The following is a 22,627-nucleotide window of genomic DNA, read 5'->3' as shown; positions in this document are numbered from 1 at the left end:
TTTAAATTTTAAATTCGTAAAAACTTAGTTTATTTAAACTAGAATCATGAGCAAGACTTACTATATAATTCTTATCAATATAAAAGGATCGTATCATCCACTGTGAAGCAATCCCAGTCAAGAACCCGGGGATAAAATTTATTCCATTCAAACAGGAAAATGTGTTCAATCGCTCTAAAATACCAATCCCTGTACCTTTCAATATCGCTTCCTTTCTTGTCCAATACATAAGAAAAGTATTTAAAGGGTTTTTATCTTCAGTTATTTCAGATTGCTCTTTTTCACTCATACAATAATCCAAGATTGGCTGAAACTTAAAATCACTATTACAGTATTCTATATCTATACCTATATCCCACCTTTTGCAAATTGCCAAAACCACATAATCACCTGAATGTGATAAATTGAAGTGAAAATTGATTTCCTTGTCTATAATAGGCTTGTTATTAGTTGTATAAATAATTTCTACCGACTCAAAATCTTTATTTAAAATTTTAGCCGCCATGTATTTTACCATTGCACGTCCTACTATAAATCGATTGCTATCAATTTTATTTCTAAATTGTTTAGACCTCATAAGTTCTTCGGAAGAAAGATATCGCGAATAAGAAGCGATTTTTTCAACATCATCTAATAATGATGCACGGTAGACCTGAACCGTATCTTCCAAATTAGTTTGAATGTCTTTAGACCAATCCAAAACCTTAATTTGATCACAATATATTTTTCCCATGTACATCTTCTAATTCTTGCTATAATGATTCAGCTCTCTTTGTAAGCACTTGGTAAATTCCGAACCATACGGTGGTTTAAGCATATTGGCATGCTCTCCTGGCATTTCGATTGTATTTACTTTTTCAGTAAATTCTCCCCATCCAAAAGTCTTGAAGTCCTTGACAAAAAATGTCCTTCTTTTTGCTAAGAATAATGTGATTTTAATATCCAAATATGTTAGTTTATGGTTTATCCAAGCATTTTCATTAATACCTTCGATTTTTCTAATTCGATAATCAAGTGCGTTTTCTTCTTCGTTGATCCCAAACTTTTTTCTCCCCATTTCCTGTAGGTAGCGTACTCTATACTTTAAATAATAGAGGGGGTCATTCCAGAAAAAATTAAACTCAAACTTCAATTTTGAGATTTTTATATTCATACTTTGTGTAAAACTAAGTACCGGGTCCTGTGAATGGACAGCTAAGGTGTCGATCATACCTAAAAATCCTACTTGTCTATTTTTATTTATTAATTGTTTTGCCATTTCAAAAGCAATGAGTCCACCTATAGAATTCCCTATTAGGTTATATGGCATATTTATTTTTTGCTTATCAAGCTCATTGATAAAAAAAGTCGCCATCTCTTCAATGCTCTCCAATGGTTCATGATTGCCAGATACAGCGGGTGATTGAAGTCCCCAGATTGTCTGATCCTCATCCATATTGCGGGTAAGTGTATTAATTTCGACAGGATTAAGTCCTACTCCATGCACGAAACAAAGCACTTTATGAGGGGATCCTTTTTTAATTAATACGATGGAATCAGTATCTTCTTCTTTTAATCCGTTGATGTGAACTACAAGACCACGTATGGTCGGAAATTGGAAAAGTGTCAGAAGTGACAAGGATACATCAAACTCGGTCTCTAATTTGGAAACAACTCGGACCCCGAGTAAGGAGTGGCCCCCTAGTAGAAAAAAATCATCATCAATACCAAAATTATCTCTTCTTAAAACGGTCTTCCAAATGGTAAAGACTTTTAATTCATCAGCTGTTAATAAGGAATTTTCATTTGAATTACTTGAAAAATCATCTTGGGTATCTAAAAGCCCGGTTAAAGCAATGCGATCAATTTTTCCGGAAGTAGTCAGAGGAAAATCCTCAAAAAAGTAAAAATGGGAAGGCACCATATACTCTGGAAGTACCTTAGATAGATCGCTTTGAATCTGCTTAATAAAGTCAGCTTTTAATCGGGTGCGTCCGAATTCTTTTTTGACCAGTAAACAACCCACCAAGTTGTTGATCCCTTCCGCTTCTTTTCTATTTATGACTACCGCATTTTCAACTTCTGGAAAGGAAATAAGCCTTTGTTCGATTTCGCCCAACTCAACTCGGTAGCCTCGAATTTTTACTTGATGATCAATTCTTCCCAAATAATTTAACTCACCATTAGGCGTCCATGATCCAAGATCGCCTGTTTTATAAATCCGGCTGTTATCATTTTTGAAAGGGTTTTTAGAAAATTTTTCTTGAGTTAATTTCTCAAGTCCGATATATGCTTTTGCAACTCCCTCACCGGAAATCCAGATTTCTCCAGCAAGTCCTGAATCTGAAATAAGTTTGGAGTTTTCATCAACTAAATAAATTTCGGTTCCTTTTACAGCTTTGCCTAAAGTGATTTCTTGATCATCAGGTTTCACTTTTTTGCAAGTGGCAAAAATAGTTGTCTCTGTAGGTCCATACACGTTCCAAACCTCCTTGGAATACTTATTTAAACTATATGCCAAGGATTTTTTTAATTCCTCTCCACCTGAAATTACGGTAAGATTTGAGAATCTCTCGTTCCACCCCGATTGGACAATCATCTGCCAATGGGTCGGTGTAGCAAACATTTTAGTAATTTTCTTTTCTTTCAATAGCGCCAAGATCTGTTTGGGGTCTTTGCGATCATAACGATCAACCAGGTGAAGTGTCGCTCCTAACAAAAATGGAATTACCATTTCCATCATCGAAACATCAAAAGAAACTGAAGTAACTCCGGCAATGGAATCATCGGAGGTATATCCTAATTCCTTACATGTGTGGTTTGTGAAATAAATGAGATTTCTGTGTGAAAGAATTACGCCTTTAGGATTGCCTGTGGATCCTGAAGTATAAATGGTATAAATAGGATCTTCTGGAAGAATCTCAACACTTGGATTCTCTTCAGAATAGCCACATATTACTTTATTTAACTCATTGATATAAAGTGTTTTATAGTAAATATCATTCCATTCTAGAGAAAAGAAATCAGTGATCAAAAACTTTGCTTCGCTGTCTTTCACCATATACTTAGCTCTTTCAATTGGTATTTCTCGATCGATTGGCAGACATGCCGCACCTGATTTAATGACACCTAAAATTGAAACAATCAGGTTGCAAGATCTTTCTAAGTAAATCCCTACATAATCTCCGGATTTGACCCCTCTATTTATTAAATAATGAGCAATTTGATTGGCTCGGGAATTTAGAGTAGCATAATCCAGTGATTCATTTTTAAAGGTGATCGCAATTTTTTCAGGAAATCGAGCTGCCTGAGTTTCAATCGATTGCTTGGAGTTTCCTCTCTCATCCGAAATTCCATTTGATGACCGATGGTGAAGTAATAATTCTGTTTCTAATCCCGTATTCTCAAAAAAGCTGTCCAACCCACTCAACTTTTCATGAGGGGCATCTATGATTTTCTCGATCAAAAGATTGTACTTCTGAGCCGCTTCCCAAATACTGGATTCATCAAAAAGAGATTCGTTATAGGTCCATTCAACTATGATTTCCTCTTCATTTCCAAAAAGGTCAACAATGATTTCAAAATTCGAATACGATTTTGGATTCGATATCAAGGATGAGGTCAAGCCTTCGAACTTAATCGAGCTTGAATTGGTCACACTTAGGTTAAATGTTATCGGAATTAAAGGAAATCTAGAAGTATCTCGCTTGATATGGAGGTCTTGAAGCAAAGCCCCAAAAGAGATAAGGGAATGATCTAAAGAATCATTAAACTTAGATTTCCTCATTTGAAGATATTCTTCAAATGTGAGATTCCTATCAATGCGTGAACGCATTGGCAGAAGATTGACGCAATGGGCGATTAGGTTTAGCTTATTCAAAATCGCCTGACCTGCCATCGGAACTCCGACTATGATATCTTTTTGCCCTGTCCATTCAAATAGAAACACTTCGAAAACAGAAAGTAGGAGAAGATTTGAACTGACTTTTTTTTCGACAGCAAATTTTTTGGCTTTGGCTAATAATGATTTAGGTAAGGCTACTTCAAGTCGTTTTGCTTTAAGTTTTCTAACAGCTGGCCTTTCAAAGTCGATAGGTAAATCGAAATGGGGATCAGGATCCGATAATTCATTTTTCCAATAGGACCTTGTCTTTTCTATCTCAGGACAATGAGTCAGCCTATAGTGCTGAACTATAAAATCAGAGAGTTTATCTTCTTTGGGAAGCTGGATGGATTGTCCGTTTTTGAGTTGAGTATACACCATACTTATCTCCTCCAGGAGTAATCCGCATGACCATCCGTCAAAAATCAAATGATGACCAGTAAAGGTTAAAATGTGCTCCTCCTCTCTGACTTTAATCAGCTCCAGTACATATAATGGACCTTTTACAAGGTCAAATTCATATACACCTGTATCAAGGCTATGTTTTTTTAGAAATGCAATTTCTTTTTCTTCATTTAACTGAGTAATATCTCTGAATCTCAGTGGCAAATGAAATGAACTAAAAATGATCATTTGGTCTCCATCAGGAGTGAAAGTCGCTCGCATCCCTTCATGCCTTTGAATTACCGTATGAAAAGCAGTTTTAAGATAAAGAATTTCTAGCTCCCCATGGAGCTTAATGGACATGCTCTCATTGTATGCCATATTGGCTTCTTTACCGCCCAGTTGACAGGAAAGCCATATTTCTATTTGTGAGGCAGTACTCGGTATTACCCTAGAAATCTGAAAAGAGTCAAGACTTTTGGGGGTGGTGATAAGGATATCTTCTGATGGTCTCATAAAAAAATAGATTGAATTTTGATTAAACTAGATTCTACGTACGCTTCCTGATTCACCCATATAGGGAAGCCTTTATCATTTAGGCTTATTCTCGCACCTTCAAATGGGGGATTTTCCTGGCTCATCCACTGACCTGAAGCGAGGAATAAATCACCTGCTACAATTTCGTTTTCCACTAAAAGTTGGACTACCTCATCCAATTGGCTTAATGTAAAATGAACGTCCTCGATAGTATGAGCATCAGTGACATAGCAAGGATAATTTTCCCAAATGTGGATATTTCGCTCCCGAAGCATCGTAAAAAGTAATTCTGAGTATTGAAATTCCTTCTTAACCTTAATTAGCCACAGCGATCTAAAGTTGACCGTGTAAAATGGAGCATTGTATTTTTCAAAAATTCTATTCGCTCCGTCGACCATTTTGTTAGCCAAATGAGCCAGGTCATCCTGAAATGAGCCTCCTTTTTCTTCCAAATAATCCAACACCGCATTAGTGGTGGACAGAGTTAAAGGGTGACGCACAAAAGTGCCTGCAAAATAGGTGACCCCAACTTCAGGAACGGATTCGTTGCCATACTCCCAAAATCCTCCATCCAACGAATCCATCCATTTGGATCTACCAGCAATCACCCCTATCGGTAATCCTCCTCCCAAAACTTTACCATAAGTGGTAACGTCGGCTTTGATATCATACAACCCCTGAACTCCCTCGATGTGACTTCGAAACCCAGTGATAATTTCATCGAAAATCAGGCATATATTCTCTTGAGCAGTTAAAACTCTTAGAGATTTAAGAAACTCAAGTGGCAAATATTCAGGATTTCTGCTTTGAATAGGCTCCACTAAGACCGCTGCAATTTCATCAGCCCGCTCAGCAATTATTCGGAGCGTTTCCTCAGAACCATATTCAAGCACCAGCATTTGCTGAACATTTTCACTCAAAATACCTGCTGCAGCAGGAAAACTTTTCCCTGATTTCCCTGCTCGGACAAGAACCTCATCATTGATTCCATGATAACTTCCCGAAAAGCAAACTATCAGTGATCTATTAGAGACCGTTCGAGCAATTCGCATAGCTCCGAGGACTGCCTCTGAGCCAGTGTTACACAGTCCAACCCGCTCATTATTAGTCAACCGACAAATTCGCTCAGAGACTATTCCTGCCAAAGCGTTTTGGGGGCCTATTTCTATCCCTTCAGCAATCTGGGCAGTAATCGCTTTTTTAATAAAGTCAGATTGGTGTCCAAACAATGTGATTCCAAACCCATTCAGCCAGTCCAAATAATTATTGTCATCGAGATCAATCAATCTCGATCCTTTAGAAAATTTAGTTACTATAGGATAAACCAATTCCTTTGTTAGCGGTTTGAATCCGCTGACTACTCTCGGGTCAGCCATATGTTTTCTATTCTGCTGAGTATATGCTTTGCTTTTCCCGGTTTTCGAATTGTAGCTCTTGATCAGGTTTTTTATAAAATTTTTGGCGACTTCAGATACTTCAGAGCTAGTCTTCTCAATTCGAGCAACCCCACCGAATGGCTTTTTCAGCTCCAGTATCTCTTCTTGAGACAAGCCAGTATACTGATCTTTCTTCCCATTTCCATTGGATTCTGCTGACCTTAAATAATTGACAGAATACACACGCGGAGTAGCGGTCTGCAACTTTTGATTGGTATTAACTTTCACCAAAGGAGCTTTTACAGCCTCCTGTATCAGAGAATTCTCCAATAAGAAACCCAGCAAAGTAGCTGGTGTACTTAACTCTCCATTAAGTTGCTTAAATGATACTTGAACGTTGAATTCTTTCTTAATTGAGAAAGCAACTTGGGTCAAAATCAAGGAATCCAGCCCCAATTCAAAGAATGAAAAGTTGAATTCATCCTCATTTATTTCAGAACCAGAAGCTTCTTCCAGAATGTATCTTAATTGTTTTGCTGTAGAAGAAGGTTTATCGCTAGAATCTTTAAAAGCAGCGTTGAAAACCACCTCTTTCACAGGACTTTCAAAAGTGACTTCATGCCCATTATTTGAATGGGAATTTTGATTCACATCGATCCAGCACGGTTTTTTGTCGAATGAATAGGTTGGAATCGCAAACTTTACCTGCACTGATTCGGGATATATTTCGTTCCAATTCAAACGAAGACCCTTATTAACCAATTGCTGGAATTGGCTGTAAAAATGCTCAGAATCAAGTACTTCACTAGTCCGATTCAAGCTATTTACGATAGGGAAAGTCTTGGCATCTGGATGCTGCATCAGAAAAGTTCCGAGTCCATTTCCAGGGCCTACTTCTATAAATGCACCCTCTGGCATTTCATCCATTAATCTTCCAACAGCTTTTGAAAATAGCACGGGAAGCCTCATGTGCTGTGTCCAATAGTCTGGAGAAGTGGCTTCAGAATCCTTCAACCAATCTCCAGTCACTGTAGATAGAATCGGTATTTGAGGATTATTAAGCTTAATCTGAGCTAAAAAATCGTTGAAGTTTTCCAAAGCCGGATGCATCATCTCCGAGTGGAAAGCATGGCTGGTTCTTAAAACTTTCGCAGGTATTTCCCTTTTCTCTAATTTTAAGGTAAAATCCTCAATTAAATCCGTAGGCCCGGATACCACGCATAGATTTGGCGCATTGTCCGCAGCTAGGGAAAGTTCATTTCTTAAGATTGGTAAAATCTTCTCGGCTCCACTGCGAATCGAAACCATCGAACCCGGGTGAAGCTTACTAATCAAATCACCCCGCTTCGCAACTACTTTTACTGCATCCTCTAAGCTGATTACTTTAGCTAAACAAGCAGCGACAAACTCACCAATGCTGTGACCGCAAAATGCTGCCGGAGTCACTCCTTTGCTCACCCATAGCTTTGCTAATGCATAAGACACCGCAAAAATAACCGGCTGCGTATACTTTGTATTTGCAAGCCGCAGCTCCATTTTTTCATCATTATCTTTGGAAAAAACAAGGTCCAAAATGCTGGTATCCAGATATTTTGCAAATAATGCATCGCATTGGTTCAAGACCTCCGCAAAGACAGGCTCTTTTTCATAGAGATCGCTTCCCATATTAAGGTATTGGGCACCTTGGCCAGGGAAAAGGAAAATCGGAGAATTAAAATCTCCAACTCGTTTAACGGGAAGCTTTTTGCCAGAAATAGCAGAATTAAGCCCAGAAATAAGTGATTCAAAGTCCTTAAATCTTATTGCCGTCCCAAGCTTGAATCCCGGGTTTTTCTTGTTGATGTTATATCCGAGTTGGGCCAGATCCAGTGCCGGATTTTTAAGTAAAAAGTCTTTTAATTTTCCAGCATAGCTAACGAGGCTTTGCTCAGATTTAGCTGAAAAAAAGATCGTTTGATCGAAATTTTCCAGTGAGGAGGTAATTTTCTCCTCGTTTTGAAACTCTTCTAAAATGACGTGACAATTTGTTCCACCAATTCCAAAGGAACTTACACCGGCACTGCGCAAATCATCAGATTCCCATTTGCTTGTAGTTGAATTGACGTAAAAAGGAGTTTTCTCAAAATCAATAGCTGGGTTTGGTTTAGAATACCCAATTGAGGCTGGAATCGTCTTGGAATGAAGTGCGTAAACCGTCTTAATAAATCCCGCAATTCCCGCTGCAGCATTTAAATGCCCAATATTCCCTTTGACCGATCCTATTGCACAGCTTTGATTGATTACATCAGGACCAAAAGCGAGCTTCAAGGCTTCAATCTCAATGGGATCTCCAATGGGAGTAGCAGTACCATGAGCTTCAACATATGAAATAGAAGAAGGTGACATCTGAGCATCTGCTAGTGCCATTTGGATGGCCTCTGCTTGCCCTTCTACACTCGGTGCAGAGAAACTGCTCTTCGTGAATCCATCATTATTAATTCCCACCCCTTTGATCACTGCCAAAATAGGATCACCATCTGCGATAGCTTGATCGTAATCCTTCAACAAAACTGCTCCTGCCCCATCACTGAACAATGTTCCTGATGCTGATGCATCAAAAGGCTTGCAGTGTCCGTCTTGACTCATAATCGACCCCTCTTCAAAAAGGTGACCGCTATTAATAGGATAGGCAACCGAGCTACCACCAGCTATAGCCATGGCACATTCACCATTTCTAATACTCTGCACAGCAGTGGTAATTGCTACCAATGAAGTGGAGCAAGCAGTATGAACACTGATTGCAGGCCCTCTTAGATCCAGCTGGTAAGCAACTCGGGTAGCCATGTAGTCTTTTTCAGTGACTGTCATGAGCTGGATAGGACCTAATATTTGAGGTAATTTTGGATCAAATACGATGTTCTTTTGATAGTAGGCATTGCTACTACATCCAGCGAAAACACCCACTTTGCTAGCGGGCTTGTCAGCGATATACCCAGCACTATCAAGAACTTCATAGGCGACTTCGAGAAACAATCGCTGCTGTGGATCCATCACAGCGGCTATCTTAGGGTTTAATCCAAAGAAAGCGTAATCGAAGGTCTTGATGTCCTCAATAATGCCTCTTGCTTTAATATAGTTTGGGTTTTCTTTGGCGAGTTTTTGTTCGTCCCCCTCTAATTCTTCGAGTTTGAAAAATCGAATTGACTCTTTTTCTTCTAAAAGCAAGTCCCAAAACTGTTCCGACGTTAGAGCACCTGGAAATCTCCCTGCGGTAGCGATTACTGCCACATCTCTATTTAGAGTTTTTTCTTTTAGATTAATTTTTGGAGATAAAGTCTCATTCTTAGAAAGATATTCAGCCTGGGCACTGAACTTTGGAAACTGATATATTTTAGTGACAGAAAATTCCCGCTGAAAAATTTGATTAATCTGAATCGCCATTTTCTGGGCGAGTATTGAACTTCCGCCCAACTCGAAAAAATGATCATCACGACCAACTTTATCCAATCCAAGAATATTTTGCCATATCAGAGCAAGATTTTTCTCATCCTTGTTTCTTGGTTTAGAATAATTCTGAGAATTGGGATTTTCAACTTTATTAAGTTTAGAAAGCTCTTTTCTATCAATTTTACCATTCGTTGTTTTAGGAAATTCCTCCATTTTTATACAAAATGTCGGAATCATATAATCTGGTAATCTTTCTTTTAGAAAATCAATTAAGGCTGTTTCGGAAACATCATCCTTTTCCGAAACAAAAAAGAGTTTTAAAAATTTCTGCCCATCTTCATATTCATTTACAGTGATCGCTACCTGAGATACTCCTGCTAGTTTTGCTGCCACGGATTCGATTTCCCCTGTTTCGATTCGAAAACCCCTTATTTTTATCTGGTCATCGATTCTCCCCAAAAAGAATATTTCCTCTTGCTCAGTCCAATATCCCAAATCCCCAGTCCTGTAGACATTTTTTCCATTTGATTCTAGCTTAAAAAAACTTTTGGAAGTAATCTCAGGCTTATTTAGGTACCCATCCGCTAAACACACCCCTGAAAAATACACCTCTCCTGTTTTACCTATTTCCGAAATTGGATTTAATTTCTCATCCAAAATCATAGCTTCTACTCCGTCTATAGCCTTTCCAATAGTTGGAAGATCATCCCAGGACCCAGGATTTTTGTCCAATGCTAGTTGAGTCACAATACAAGTACACTCCGTTGGACCATATTGGTTAAAGAGCCGAGCCTTTTCCACATTTAGAAATAGATCTTTAATCGCCCGCGTAGATTTGAGTTGCTCTCCACAAGTCATCACTTCCTCCAAAAATTTGGGGTAAATCTTTGAACTTTCGGCTTCGTTTGCAATTCCCTGAAGTGCTACAAAAGGCAAGAAAATTCTATGAATATTTCGATCGACCAAAGCCTGGATTAAAAGTCGATTATCTCTAATTACTTCGTAATCAACTATATGTAATGTGCCGCCGCTACAAAGTGTACTGAATATTTCTTGGACAGAAATATCAAATGATAACCTGGTGAACTGAAGGGTATTAACTCCAGGTCCAGAAATAGACTCCAGAATTTGCCATTTAATTAGACTGATAATTCCAGCGTGAGGAACACATACCCCTTTAGGATTTCCTGTAGATCCCGAGGTATATAAGATGTATGCTAATCTCGAATACCTGGTTTCATCCCTTAAATCTAATGTTGATGATTGATTTATATCAACTGGTTCGAGAGGTAGAAAATCTTCGGAACGACTCTTTAAATAATACTTAACACCACAATCTGCTACTATTTGAGAAATTCTCTTTTGAGGATAATTGGAATCAATGGGAAGATAGGTTTTGCCAGCTTTTAGAATTGCCAAAATGTTAATAATAGCTTGAGTACTTCTTGAGCTAGAAATGGCAATTATATTCTCATTAGGATAGTTTTTTATTAAGATGGAGCTAATTAAGGAAACCTTATTTTTTAACTCCCCATAGGTAATTTCCTCCTCATTTGATACCAGAGCAGTCTCAGATGAATATAAACTCCAAGACATTTCCACAATATCTATGATAGAATCAAAGGTAGAAGTTGTACTTAGAAGGTTCATTTTGTAACAGATTAAAGTAAAATGCTATGATAGAAATATTAATAAGTGATATGAGACTTAACGGGATAACCTTGATTTGACAAGAAAATATCGCATTTCGCTGATTCTACATCGCGGATGACCATTTCTTCAACTAAGGCCTCTAAATCATATTTAGGTTTCCATCCTAATTTTTCTCTGGCATTGCTTGGATCCCCTATCAACAATTCTACTTCAGTAGGTCTAAAATATTCAGGATCTACTTTAACTAACACTTGCCCCAATGCAGGCCAATTTTCTATGGTTTCGCCCAAAACATCATAACATACATCGTAATCTATGCTAGTCAGCATACCCAATTCGCTCAGACCCTTACCTATAAAATCAAGGGTAAATCCAATTTTTGAGAAAGCTAAAACCAGAAATTCGCGTACTGTAGTGGTCACACCCGTAGCAATGACAAAATCTTCCGCCTCATCCGCCTGCAGCATAAGCCACATGGCTTCTACATAATCTTTGGCATGTCCCCAATCTCTCTTGGCATCGAGATTACCGAGATAAAGCACGTTTTCGACACCCAGACCTATTCTAGCTACTGCCCTTGTGATTTTCCGGGTGACAAATGTTTCCCCTCGTAATGGAGATTCATGATTAAATAAAATCCCATTGCAGGCAAACATGTCATACGCCTCTCGGTAGTTTTTGATGATCCAAAATCCATACAGTTTTGCCACTGCATAAGGTGATCTTGGGTAGAATGGTGTAACTTCCTTTTGAGGAATTTCTTGGACCAACCCATACAATTCAGAAGTACTCGCCTGATATATTCTTGTTTTTTTCTCCATTCCAAGAAGGCGAACGGCTTCTAGAATTCGTAGAACACCCAAACCATCCACATTCGCAGTATATTCAGGAGCATCAAAGCTAACTTTCACATGACTCATAGCTCCTAGATTATATATTTCATCTGGAGCTGTATCTTTAATTATCTTCGTTATATTGAGAGAATCCGATAAGTCCCCGTAGTGAAGAAAGAACCGCTGAAACTCTTGATGCGGATCTTGATACAAGTGATCTATTCTGTCAGTATTGAATGAAGAGGATCTCCTTTTTATGCCATGAACAACGTATCCTTTATTCAAAAGAAATTCGGCTAAATAAGAACCATCTTGACCCGTAATTCCTGTTATTAGTGCTACTTTCATATTTATAATAATTAATATTTCTTATCTATTTAATTAACCATTTGAACAAACTTCAACTTGTCTTCATTTCGCAAATACCACTTATAGGTATCTTTAATTCCATCCCAAAGTTGAATTTTAGGTTCCCACCCCATTTGATTCATAACTGAATGATTCATTACTTTCCTAGGAGTCCCATCAGGCTTGGAAAAATCCCAATGAATATCTCCTTGATGTCCCACAATATCTTGAATAATAACGGCAAGGTTTTTTATAGTCACGTCAGTTCCTGTACCTACATTTATTAAACATTTATTTAGTTTTTTATCTAATAAAAAAACAACAGCATCCGCTAGATCATTTACATGAAGAAACTCTCTTCTAGGATTGCCTGACCCCCACAATTTTACAGGTTGATTTCCATTCTTCTTTGAATCATGAAATTTACGGATAAGAGCGGGAAGCACATGGCTGGATTCATAATCAAAATTATCGTGAGGACCATATAAATTTGATGGCATAATTGAAAAGAACTTTTTCTTCTGTGTATCAAATAATGACTCACAAGCTTTAATTCCAGCTATTTTTGCAATTGCATAGTACTCATTGGTTGGTTCAAGAATACCCGATAATAAATATTCTTCTTTCAAAGGTTGGGGAGCTAATTTTGGGTATACACAGGAGCTACCAAGAAAAACAAATGTTTCTACATCATTCTTTAAAGCACCATCAATTAGATTATTTTGAATCATAAGATTATCCATAAGAAAACTATATGGGTTTTGAATATTAGCCATAATTCCTCCAACCTTAGCAGCTGCATCGATTACAATGTCAGGCTTTTCGAGCTCAAAGAAATTAAGTACATCAGCTTGATTTCTTAAATCCAGTTCACTGCTTTTCATTCCAATAAGTCTATTTGCTCCTTCTATTTCTAACCTCCTCCAAATAGCCGATCCCACCATACCTTTATGACCAGCGATATATATTTTCTTTGTTAAATAACTCTTCATAAATTTTAATTTACTTACCAAATATCAAAATGTATTATGCTGGGTTTCTGTAATGCTAGGGCTAAAATACCTATAGCCTCTTTTATAGAGTTGGCATGGGTAGTTAATAATTATCTTAGTCACACATCAGTTTCATTACGATTCTAACTAAAGGTCAGAGGTAAATCAAAAGAGTAATGACGGCTTGATTCAAAAGTATTCAATGCCGTATTGGAGCAAATTCTATTATACTAATATTTTAGCCATAATAAATATTCTGGTTATTTAATCAGATGAAATCAAAAATTGCTCCGCATGGGATTTGTAAAAAATAAATTGATAAAATATGCTTCAAATCATCTGCAACCCAAAAAAGGCTTGTTTAAACTCAGAACAGAAGAATTTGGAAGGGAGCAGGATTAACCCGATGTGTGTAAGATATTTCTCAATCTATAACTCTGACTAAACTCTTTTTGACAGTTTAAACCAACATAAATGAAGTTTATAATACATAATTTGTGCTTGAGGCAAAAAATGAAGACATCTAAAAGGTGTCCAGAAAGGTGTTTAGTTACAAGAAACATTGTTTGAAAGTGAATTTATCAGTAATCATTTTTACTGCAAAAAATAAAACAATGTCCCGAAAAGTGTGTACCTAGATTTTAGGGTATGTCCTTATCCCGCTTTGCGGGACAGGCTCTAGGGAGATCTCGGACTTCACGAGTTGAAGTTTGAGAAGTCAGCCGAGGTCATAGTAGCTACGAGGAACGAGCCATAAGAACTATGGAGGTCTCACAGAAGTAGTGAAAGCCTGTCCCGAACTTGATTCGGGAAGACCCGTACTGCCTGTCCCGAGAATCGGGATACGGTGGTGTGAGACCTGTGCGCCGTGGCGTAGGCGCACCTCGCTAACTTAAAGGTTGGCGAGGCCGTCTACTCGATGTGTGCTGTGTAAGCTATGATAAAGATGAGGGCAGGCCCCTCGGTGAGGGTTTTTAGGAAAACTCACCAAACCACTTCTATGATGCATCTGCGGTAACAAGGATGTGTGAAGCGATAACAAGAGCTAAGCTAAAAATGAAGAAGCCGATACAACTATCGGCTTTCTAACTATTTCCCTTATATCTGCTTTTTTTCGCTCCTGATATTTTTTCAAAACCTTTACAGGTTCGTCGGACTAATTGAGATACAGCCAATTATCGATGGTTTATCTTAACATCCTTATAGGTCGTTTCTGCATGATCCGTTATCTTTTCAATCATTGAAATATCACCTGTTGTTTCAAAAATTATCATATCGATTCCATCTAAAGTAGAAATCCCTTTTTGTCGAGCTGTGCTGTAGATTTCCTCCACTGTTATTCTTTCCTTTTTCATAGCCTGTTTCAGAAATTCCCCCTTGTAAAAGATTAATGATGGCCTACTAGTAATTAGGGTTTTAACCGCCTTTACCCTCACAGATAACCAAGTGAATAAGAACTGTAACCCGATAAATACAAGAATGGCAGTGATTCCATTGGTATAAGGAATATTTTGGGTAAGAGCTACGCTTGCGAGAGTGGATCCTAACGCAATAGTAACAACAAAATCAAAGGCATTCATTTTTGATAAGGTTCTTTTACCGGAAACCCTTAATATAAGCACCATCGTGAAGTAGGCTAATGGGGTTACCAAGATTATCCTGAGAATGCTTTCCCAATTGTCAAACCAGATATTTTTCATGATATATCGTTTAAATGAACTGACTAAACGGAATAAAGTATGAATACAATGGGAAATCCAACTTATCCTTCAATTTATATTCTAACTACTTAGTGAAGTGGTTTTATGCATTTTTTGGCTATGACCAGTTGAGCTTAGTTGATTTGAGTGACTTGAATGGTGAATATAAAATGGTTTATCCATATCCAAATGAACTTAAATGGGTTTAAATCAGCATTTTGCTTAGGCTGGCTCCGTTACATGTATGTTCAATATGTAGCGTGGATTGCAACTTCCTTTAAAAAAGTTATCTAGTTGAAGATGCTCCTAATTTTCCTTCAATAATGATTCTGCGATAGTCATTTTCCAATATTCTTTTTGATCAACCGGCAAAGAAGCGGATAATCATATTTACTGCATGATTTATTTTTACCTAATTTTAACTAAGACAACGGGTTAAATTATAGGAACTCCTCTAACTTGACAACTGTTATAGCTAATTACAACTACCTAAAATAAATCGTATTCTGTTCTACCCAAAATAGCCTTAATTAGATGACAAGTCCCAAGTTTAATAAACTAGAAGAGTCTGAATCTTTTTCTGATGCACAAAATTTGCTCTACAATTCATTCAAGGATTCTTTAGTAGGTGTTGCCATTTTTAAAGGCAAAACACACATTTTCGAATTTGTAAATGCAGCTTACGAAAAAATTATTGACAGGGAAATTATAATCGGAAAACCTGCAAGGGAACTTTTTCCTGAAATAGAACAGCAGGGGTATTGGCAAATTCTTGATAATGTCTTTGACACCGGCGAGCCATTCCTATTCAATGAATTGCCTGTGGATCTGAAAAGAAAAAAGGACGGTATCCTGGAAAAACGTTATTTAAACCTGGTCATTCAGCCTTTATCTGATGAAAGCGGAAAAACAGAAAGAATTTTGGTTCATGTCACAGATGTAAGCAGGCAGATTGAAGCCAGGAGCCAAATCAATGATAGGGAAGATAAATTCCATAATATCCTTTTACAGGCTCCAGGGTTGAATACTACATTCAAAGGGCGAGAATTCATTGTCACGACGGTTAATAAAATGACACTTGAAATTTGGGGAAAATCCTATGAGGAAATAATCAACAGACCCATATTTGAATCATCTCCAGAGTTGGAGGACAGCCTGGCAAAAATACTGAACGAAGTTTATGCTACTGGGGAGCCATTTATTGCCAACGAATCACCGGTTCAACTTACCCGAAATGGAAAACTTGAAACGGCGTATTTCAATAGCGTTTATCAGCCTTTACGTGATTCAGACAATACTATTAATGGTATTATTCTGATTGGGACAGAAATCACGGAATCGGTGATTGTCCGTAGGCAAATAGAGGCTAGTGAACTCTTCAACCGAACAGTATTGGAAAGTAGCCCGGATTGTTTGAAAGTGTTGGATACAGAAGGTCGGATTCAGTTTATGAATTTCAATGGGCTGTGCCATATGGAGATTGATGATTTTTCAAACTATAAAGACAGAAGCTGGTGGACGATTTGGGGCAGTGAAAACGAAGGATTGGTAAGGGAATCAGTGGATAAGGCTTTGAAAGGAGAAATAGGGCAGTTTACAGCGTTCTGCCCCACAGCCAAGGGCACTCCTAAATGGTGGGATGTGTTGGTATCACCCGTTGGCAAACCCGGGGATCCTGTACAGCAGATCATTTCAGTTTCAAGGGATATTACGGAACAAAAAAAGTCACAGGAAGCTCTTGACAAAATAAACCAAATGCTTGATTTGAAAAACAGAGCACTGGAAGAAGCAAATGCCGAACTGAAATCTTTCAGCTACATTGCAAGTCATGATTTACAGGAACCTCTCCGGATGATAAAGCTTTTTAGCCAACGAATCCTTGAATCAGAGAAATTTTCAGAAAAAACACAGACTGATTTCAATTTCATAATTTCAGCCAGTGAACGGATGCGGAATCTGATCACTTCGCTCATAGATTTTTCCCGAATCGATAGTTCTGAATTGCATTTTGGCCCCTGTGATTTGAATACTATTGTAGAAGAATCAAAAAATGACCTTCAGTTAAGCATTAATGAAAAACAAGCCAGAATAGAATATCAAAATCTTCCTACGATAAATGGTATGCACGTTCAGCTCTCCCAGCTTTTTACGAATATAATAAGCAATGCTATTAAATATAGCAGATCTGAAGTAACACCTCATATCAAAATTACTTCTCAATACATTCTAGGAGAAGAAGTCAATCATCCGGAAGCAAACAAACAAACAGAATACTGCATCATAAAATTCGAAGACAACGGCATTGGTTTTAAGAAGGATTTTGCCATAAAAATCTTTGAAGCCTTTCGTAGGCTGCATGGCAAAAACGAATATTCTGGAACAGGAATTGGCTTATCTATTGTAAAAAAAATTGTCACCAACCACAATGGTTTAGTAGTAGCCGAAGGTACTCCGGGACTAGGTTCAATTTTTACCATTTACTTGCCTAGAGAGTAGAGACGGGAGTTTTAAATCGATGCCTTTGGCTTTTTGAAGCCAAAGGCAATTTTTAAAACTCAATATTCTAAAAAAAAATATGATTATCCGCTAATTTTTCCAGTAGCCGGATAGCAAAGATCATTGCAATTTCACCCCGTATCTCAAGTTATACTTATCCTGTTGGAGCCTTTGCTTTTTGATTTTAGGTATTTCCTGATTTAAATGAAAGCTTTGCCGATTAACACTATTTTCAAAAGGGTTTTTGACTGATATGGTTACCAAATCAACACCTCATCTTTTGCGAATTTATTCTTCACATTGTCTTTGAACAAGTTCAGCACCACGGTGAATTCATGTGTGCTTCCAGGCAAAAGATAGCTTCTTCCCATCGGGAATTCATAGAGATAGCCGATTTTCATTCTTTGGGTCAAAAACCCTACTTGAAGATTGCTGGCGTAGTCAATTCTATGTCCTGCACCTACCCACACTTTGTCCATCAAAAGTGCCTTGATATTCAGCTCCAGTACATTTGGAAGGTCCCTACGACTTCTGAAAAAAGCATTTGTTATGATTGATAAGTTTGGATTTATTACTTCACGAAAGCCTGCCTGGATAATCTGCTCTGCGGGATAACCATCCATAAAGTTGTCACCACTACTGACTTTTCCACCATTTATCCGATGCATAGCATAGGACAAGTAATACTGTCGATGAGTCAGGGCAATGCCTATGTTGGCATCCAGAAACCGCATATTTGAGAAAGAGCCAAAATACTGTCCCAGGGTAGGGTCATTCTGCTCCTCGGTGGACATCGCATTGCCATCCAGACGAACTGTCTGATAGTTGATTCCCGCTCCAAGTCTTAAGTTGTGATTTTCGGTTAATCTTACCCGGCTGGCGTAATTGATAATCAGTTCATTGTCCCGAAAAGCTCCATAAGTATCATGGAGCAAATTGATGGAAATAGCGTTTTTCCCCATCAAAGCGGGATCTGATTCTCCAGCTATTTCCCCGAAATCAATCTCAGTACTGAAGAAGAACGTCTGAGGGGCTCCCTCAAATCCTGCCCACTGGTTCCGGACGAAACCTCTGACAGTCGAGCCCTCATATCCTGACAAGGCTGGATTGAAGTAACTCTGAAAATGGGAAAACTGGGAAATGTTCTTTCGCGTCTGCCCAAAAGAATTGGTGGCAGTAATTAAAAGTGCGCAGAGGATGAATAGGCTGTATTTTATTGTTTTCATGTGTTTATAATTGATTTTTATTGGTCACATGGAATCTCGCATAGTGAATAATCATCCTAGTGTGTGACGTACTCGTCATGCTCGATTTCATATCGAATCAGTTTGAGATGGATTGAAGGTGGTTTGAAACCCGGGCACCGAGATGCCCGGGTTATTTGATTTATTTTTTCAGAAGTGTCAAAATTCCTCTTCTGACATTTCCTGTTTCGATCACTTCTACAATCCAGTAGTATGTCCCTACAGGCATATCCTTACCCTTGTATGTTCCGTCCCATCGGGTATCCGCATCTTCGGTGTAGAAGAGTCTCTCTCCGTTTCGGTCAAACACCTGGACTCTTACTCCTGTGAAATACCTCAGATCAGGCACGCCCCAAGTATCATTCATACCATCTCCGTCCGGAGTGAAGGTATTGAAGACTTCAAGTTCCATTATGTCAGTTCTACCTCTGTTGATAGTGAATGATCTTTCTATCACATTACCATCTCGGTCTTCTACCAGTATCACAACCGTAAACTGCGTCTTGCCTGATGCTTCCTCTGCGCTGCTCCAGAACAAGATGCCCTGCTTCACTTCAAAATATTGATTATCTGCTGCTCCAGCTTTCAAGGAAATGATATGTACGTTATCGATAGGATCGATCACCGTGAAATTCCCTATTTCCTGGAAGAAATTCTTTGGATCCGCAGCAAAGTCATCGTTGCTGAGGATCACATCCTGCGGTGCTGCCTTAGGCAATACCACTACCTCCAAGCTTGCCTTTAGACTCTCAAGATTCAGGATCCCGGCAGGAAGTGGCAATGTCCCAATCAGGAAGTAGTTCCCACTTTTGAAGGGATTCAAATTGGCAGTATTCCACACCACCGGCACTTGAACAACCTGACCGTCTGCCGTCACTACATTCAATTGGCCTGGCCCTACAGGCATGACTGACCATGGGGTAGTAATGCGATTCGGGTTGGAGATTGTAATCAGTTCGGCAGGAAGAATTTCAAACGATGCCGCTGTAAACTCCAGCTCATAGTTGTTGACACCGTTCAAGGAGCCCAATCTAATCTCATAAGTTCCCACCAGCTCACCGGCTTGTCTCTCCAGTTTCCCGCTGAGCGAACTTAAGTTGTCCGAACCTTTGTATCCTGTGGCCACAAATGTGAGTTCAGGATCTGCAGCTCCAAATATTTTACTTTGTGGAATAGCCTGGATTTGAAGTACAGCCTTATTTATCGTCAGTGTCCCGATGGTTAGCGTGATGGTGTAGTTATTGTCCGATCCACCACCCAGCGTAATAGGATAGGCACCTGTGTTCGAGCTTTGAGTAACAGTGGTGCTGATGCTTGGTTCAGTGGTCACTTTCGTGTCGCCATTGGTCAAGCCGGTGTAAGTGAAGGTCAGGGCTGGGTTTTCCTCGCCATAAGTCTTCGACTTGTCATCGGCTGTGATCATTACTGCTTTTTTGCCAACTGTCAGCGTACCGTTCACTAGCGTGATGGTGTAGTTATCGTCCGATCCGCCTTCCAGCGTGATTGGATAGGTTCCCACGTTCGAGCTTTGTATCGCAGTTGTGCTGATGCTTGGCTCAGTGGTTACTTTCGTGTCGCCATTGGTTAAGCCGGTGTAAGTGAAGGTCAGGGCTGGGTTTTTCTCGCCATAAGTCTTCGACTTGTCATCGGCTGTGATCGTTACTGCTTTCTTTTCGATTGTCAGCGTACCGTTCACTAGCGTGATGGTATAGTTATCATCCGATCCGCCACTTAGCGTGATTAGGTAAGTTCCTACGTTTGAGCTTTGTGTAGCAGTCGTGTTGATGCTTGGTTCGGTTGCTACTTGCGTGTCACCGTTGGTTAAACCCGTGAAGCTGAATGTCAGCGTTGGGTTTTCCTCGCCATAAGTCTTCGACTTGTCATCGGCTGTGATCGTTACTGCTTTCTTTCCAACTGTCAGCGTACCGTTCACTAGCGTGATCGTATAGTTATCATCCGATCCGCCATCCAATTCAATTGGGTAAGCCCCCACGTTCGAGCTTTGTGTAGCAGTCGTGCTGATGCTTGGCTCGGTAGCTACTTTCGTGTCGCCATTGGTTAATCCCGTGTAGCTGAATGTCAGAGTTGGGTTTGCCTCACCATAAGTCTTCGACTTGTCGTCGGCTGTGATGGTTACTGCTTTTTTGCCAACTGTCAGCGTACCGCTCACAAGCGTGATGGTGTAGTTATCATCCGATCCGCCTTCCAGGGTGATTGGGTAAGTTCCCACGTTCGAGCTTTGAGTAGCAGTCGTGCTGATGCTTGGCTCGGTGGTTACTTTCGTATCACCATTGGTTAAGCCGGTGTAAGTGAAGGTCAGAGCTGGGTTTTCTTCACCATAAGTCTTCGACTTGTCATCGGCTGTGATGGTTACTGCTTTCTTTCCAACTGTCAGCGTACCTTTCACTAACGTGATGGTATAGTTATCGTCCGCCCCGCCAGCTAGCGTGATTGGGTAAGTTCCCACGTTCGAGCTTTGTGTAGCAGTCGTGCTGATGCTTGGCTCGGTGGCCACTTTCGTGTCACCGTTGGTTAAGCCGGTGTAAGTGAAGGTCAGCGTTGGGTTTTCCTCACCATAAGTCTTCGACTTGTTGTCGGCTGTGATGGATACTGCTCTCTTTCCTACTGTCAGCGTACCGTTTACTAGCGCGATGGTGTAGTTATCGTCCGATCCGCCTTCCAGCGTGATTGGGTAAGTTCCTGCATTCGAGCTTTGCGTCGCAGTCGTGCTGATGCTTGGCTCAGTGGTCACTTTCGTGTCACCGTTGGTTAAACCCGTGTAGCTGAATGTCAGCGTTGGGTTTTCCTCGCCATAGGTCTTCGACTTGTCATCGGCTGTGATGGTTACTGCTTTCTTTCCAACTGTCAGCGTACCGCTTACTAGCGTGATGGTGTAGTTATCATCCGATCCACCTTCCAAGGTGATTGGGTAAGTTCCTACGTTCGAGCTTTGTGTAGCAGTCGTGCTGATGGTTGGCTCAGTAGCTACTTTCGTGTCGCCATTGGATAAGCCAGTGTAAGTGAAGGTCAACGTTGGATTGGCTTCACCATAAGTCTTCGACTTTTCGTCGGCTGTGATGGTTACTGCTTTTTTTCCAACTGTCAGGGTACCGTTCACTAGCGTGATGGTGTAGTTATCGTCCGACCCGCCACTTAGCGTGATTGGATAGGTTCCTACGCTCGAGCTCTTTGTAGCAGTCGTACTGATGCTTGGCTCGGTAGCTACTTTCGTGTCTCCATTGGTTAAGCCGGTGTAAGTGAAAGTCAGGGCTGGATTTTCCTCGCCATAAGTCTTCGACTTGTCATCTGCCGTGATGGTTACTGCTTTTTTACCAACAGTCAGCTTACCGCTCACTAGCGTGATGGTATAGTTATCGTCCGCCCCGCCAGCTAGCGTGATTGGGTAAGTTCCCACGTTCGAGCTTTGTGTAGCAGTCGTGCTGATGCTTGGCTCGGTGGTTACTTTCGTATCACCATTGGTCAAGCCGGTGTAAGTGAAGGTCAGGGCTGGGTTTTCCTCGCCATAAGTCTTCGACTTGTCATCGGCTGTGATCGTTACTGCTTTTTTGCCAACTGTCAGCGTACCGCTTACTAGCGTGATCTCGTAGTTCTGATCCGACCCGCCACTTAGCGTGATTGGATAGGTTCCTACGCTCGAGCTCTTTGTAGCAGTCGTGCTGATGCTTGGTTCGGTTGCTACTTTCGTGTCTCCATTGGCTAAGCCGGTGTAGGTGAAGGTCAGGGCTGGGTTATCCTCGCCATAAGTCTTCGACTTG

At 39.8% G+C, this 22,627-nt stretch carries 9 protein-coding genes; 1 reads left to right on the top strand and 8 read right to left on the bottom strand.

The window, feature by feature from the left end; translation table 11 throughout:
• Window position 1 precedes the first annotated feature (1 nt).
• From U3A58_RS19670 to U3A58_RS19645, 6 genes are all read right to left on the bottom strand, one after another.
• Entirely contained in the window at window positions 2-733 is a 732-nt protein-coding gene (locus U3A58_RS19670) for a 4'-phosphopantetheinyl transferase family protein (protein WP_323826110.1), read from the bottom strand.
• A 9-nt stretch (window positions 734-742) separates the two neighbouring features.
• On the bottom strand, window positions 743-4,762 hold the full coding sequence (locus U3A58_RS19665) for an amino acid adenylation domain-containing protein (RefSeq protein ID WP_323826109.1): 4,020 nt from the start codon (window positions 4,760-4,762) through the stop codon (window positions 743-745).
• Window positions 4,759-11,235 (bottom strand): polyketide synthase, encoded by a 6,477-nt coding sequence (locus tag U3A58_RS19660; protein ID WP_323826108.1) that lies wholly within the window; start codon window positions 11,233-11,235, stop codon window positions 4,759-4,761. The genes U3A58_RS19665 and U3A58_RS19660 overlap by 4 nt, the downstream gene beginning before the upstream one ends.
• A gap of 38 nt (window positions 11,236-11,273) precedes the next feature.
• Complete coding sequence (gene gmd / locus U3A58_RS19655) at window positions 11,274-12,419, bottom strand: GDP-mannose 4,6-dehydratase (protein ID WP_323826107.1); 1,146 nt, start codon at window positions 12,417-12,419, stop codon at window positions 11,274-11,276.
• Window positions 12,420-12,448: 29 nt separating this feature from the next.
• Window positions 12,449-13,411: a GDP-L-fucose synthase family protein gene (locus tag U3A58_RS19650; protein ID WP_323826106.1), complete on the bottom strand. Its 963-nt coding sequence runs from the start codon at window positions 13,409-13,411 to the stop codon at window positions 12,449-12,451.
• A 1,175-nt stretch (window positions 13,412-14,586) separates the two neighbouring features.
• Window positions 14,587-15,111, bottom strand: coding sequence for a DUF421 domain-containing protein (locus U3A58_RS19645; RefSeq protein WP_323826105.1), 525 nt, complete (start codon window positions 15,109-15,111; stop codon window positions 14,587-14,589).
• A 534-nt stretch (window positions 15,112-15,645) separates the two neighbouring features.
• Between U3A58_RS19645 and U3A58_RS19640 the strand changes: the two genes are divergently transcribed.
• Window positions 15,646-17,607 carry a PAS domain-containing sensor histidine kinase gene (locus U3A58_RS19640; protein WP_323826104.1) on the top strand — a complete coding sequence of 654 codons (1,962 nt, stop codon included), beginning with the start codon at window positions 15,646-15,648 and terminating at the stop codon, window positions 17,605-17,607.
• Window positions 17,608-17,864: 257 nt separating this feature from the next.
• Here U3A58_RS19640 and U3A58_RS19635 read toward each other — a convergent pair whose 3' ends face one another.
• Together U3A58_RS19635 and U3A58_RS19630 are read right to left on the bottom strand one after the other, a co-directional pair.
• The gene (locus U3A58_RS19635) at window positions 17,865-18,833 is read right to left on the bottom strand and encodes a PorP/SprF family type IX secretion system membrane protein (protein WP_323826103.1); all 969 of its coding nucleotides are present in this window, start codon (window positions 18,831-18,833) and stop codon (window positions 17,865-17,867) included.
• Between the two features lie 160 nt (window positions 18,834-18,993).
• Window positions 18,994-22,627: MBG domain-containing protein (locus U3A58_RS19630; protein ID WP_323826102.1), on the bottom strand; the 3,634-nt coding region annotated here is incomplete at its 5' end.

Origin of the sequence: Algoriphagus persicinus, assembly GCF_035156415.1 — a bacterium.
Lineage (GTDB): Bacteria > Bacteroidota > Bacteroidia > Cytophagales > Cyclobacteriaceae > Algoriphagus > Algoriphagus persicinus.
This window is presented reverse-complemented; position numbering and strand designations above follow the sequence as displayed.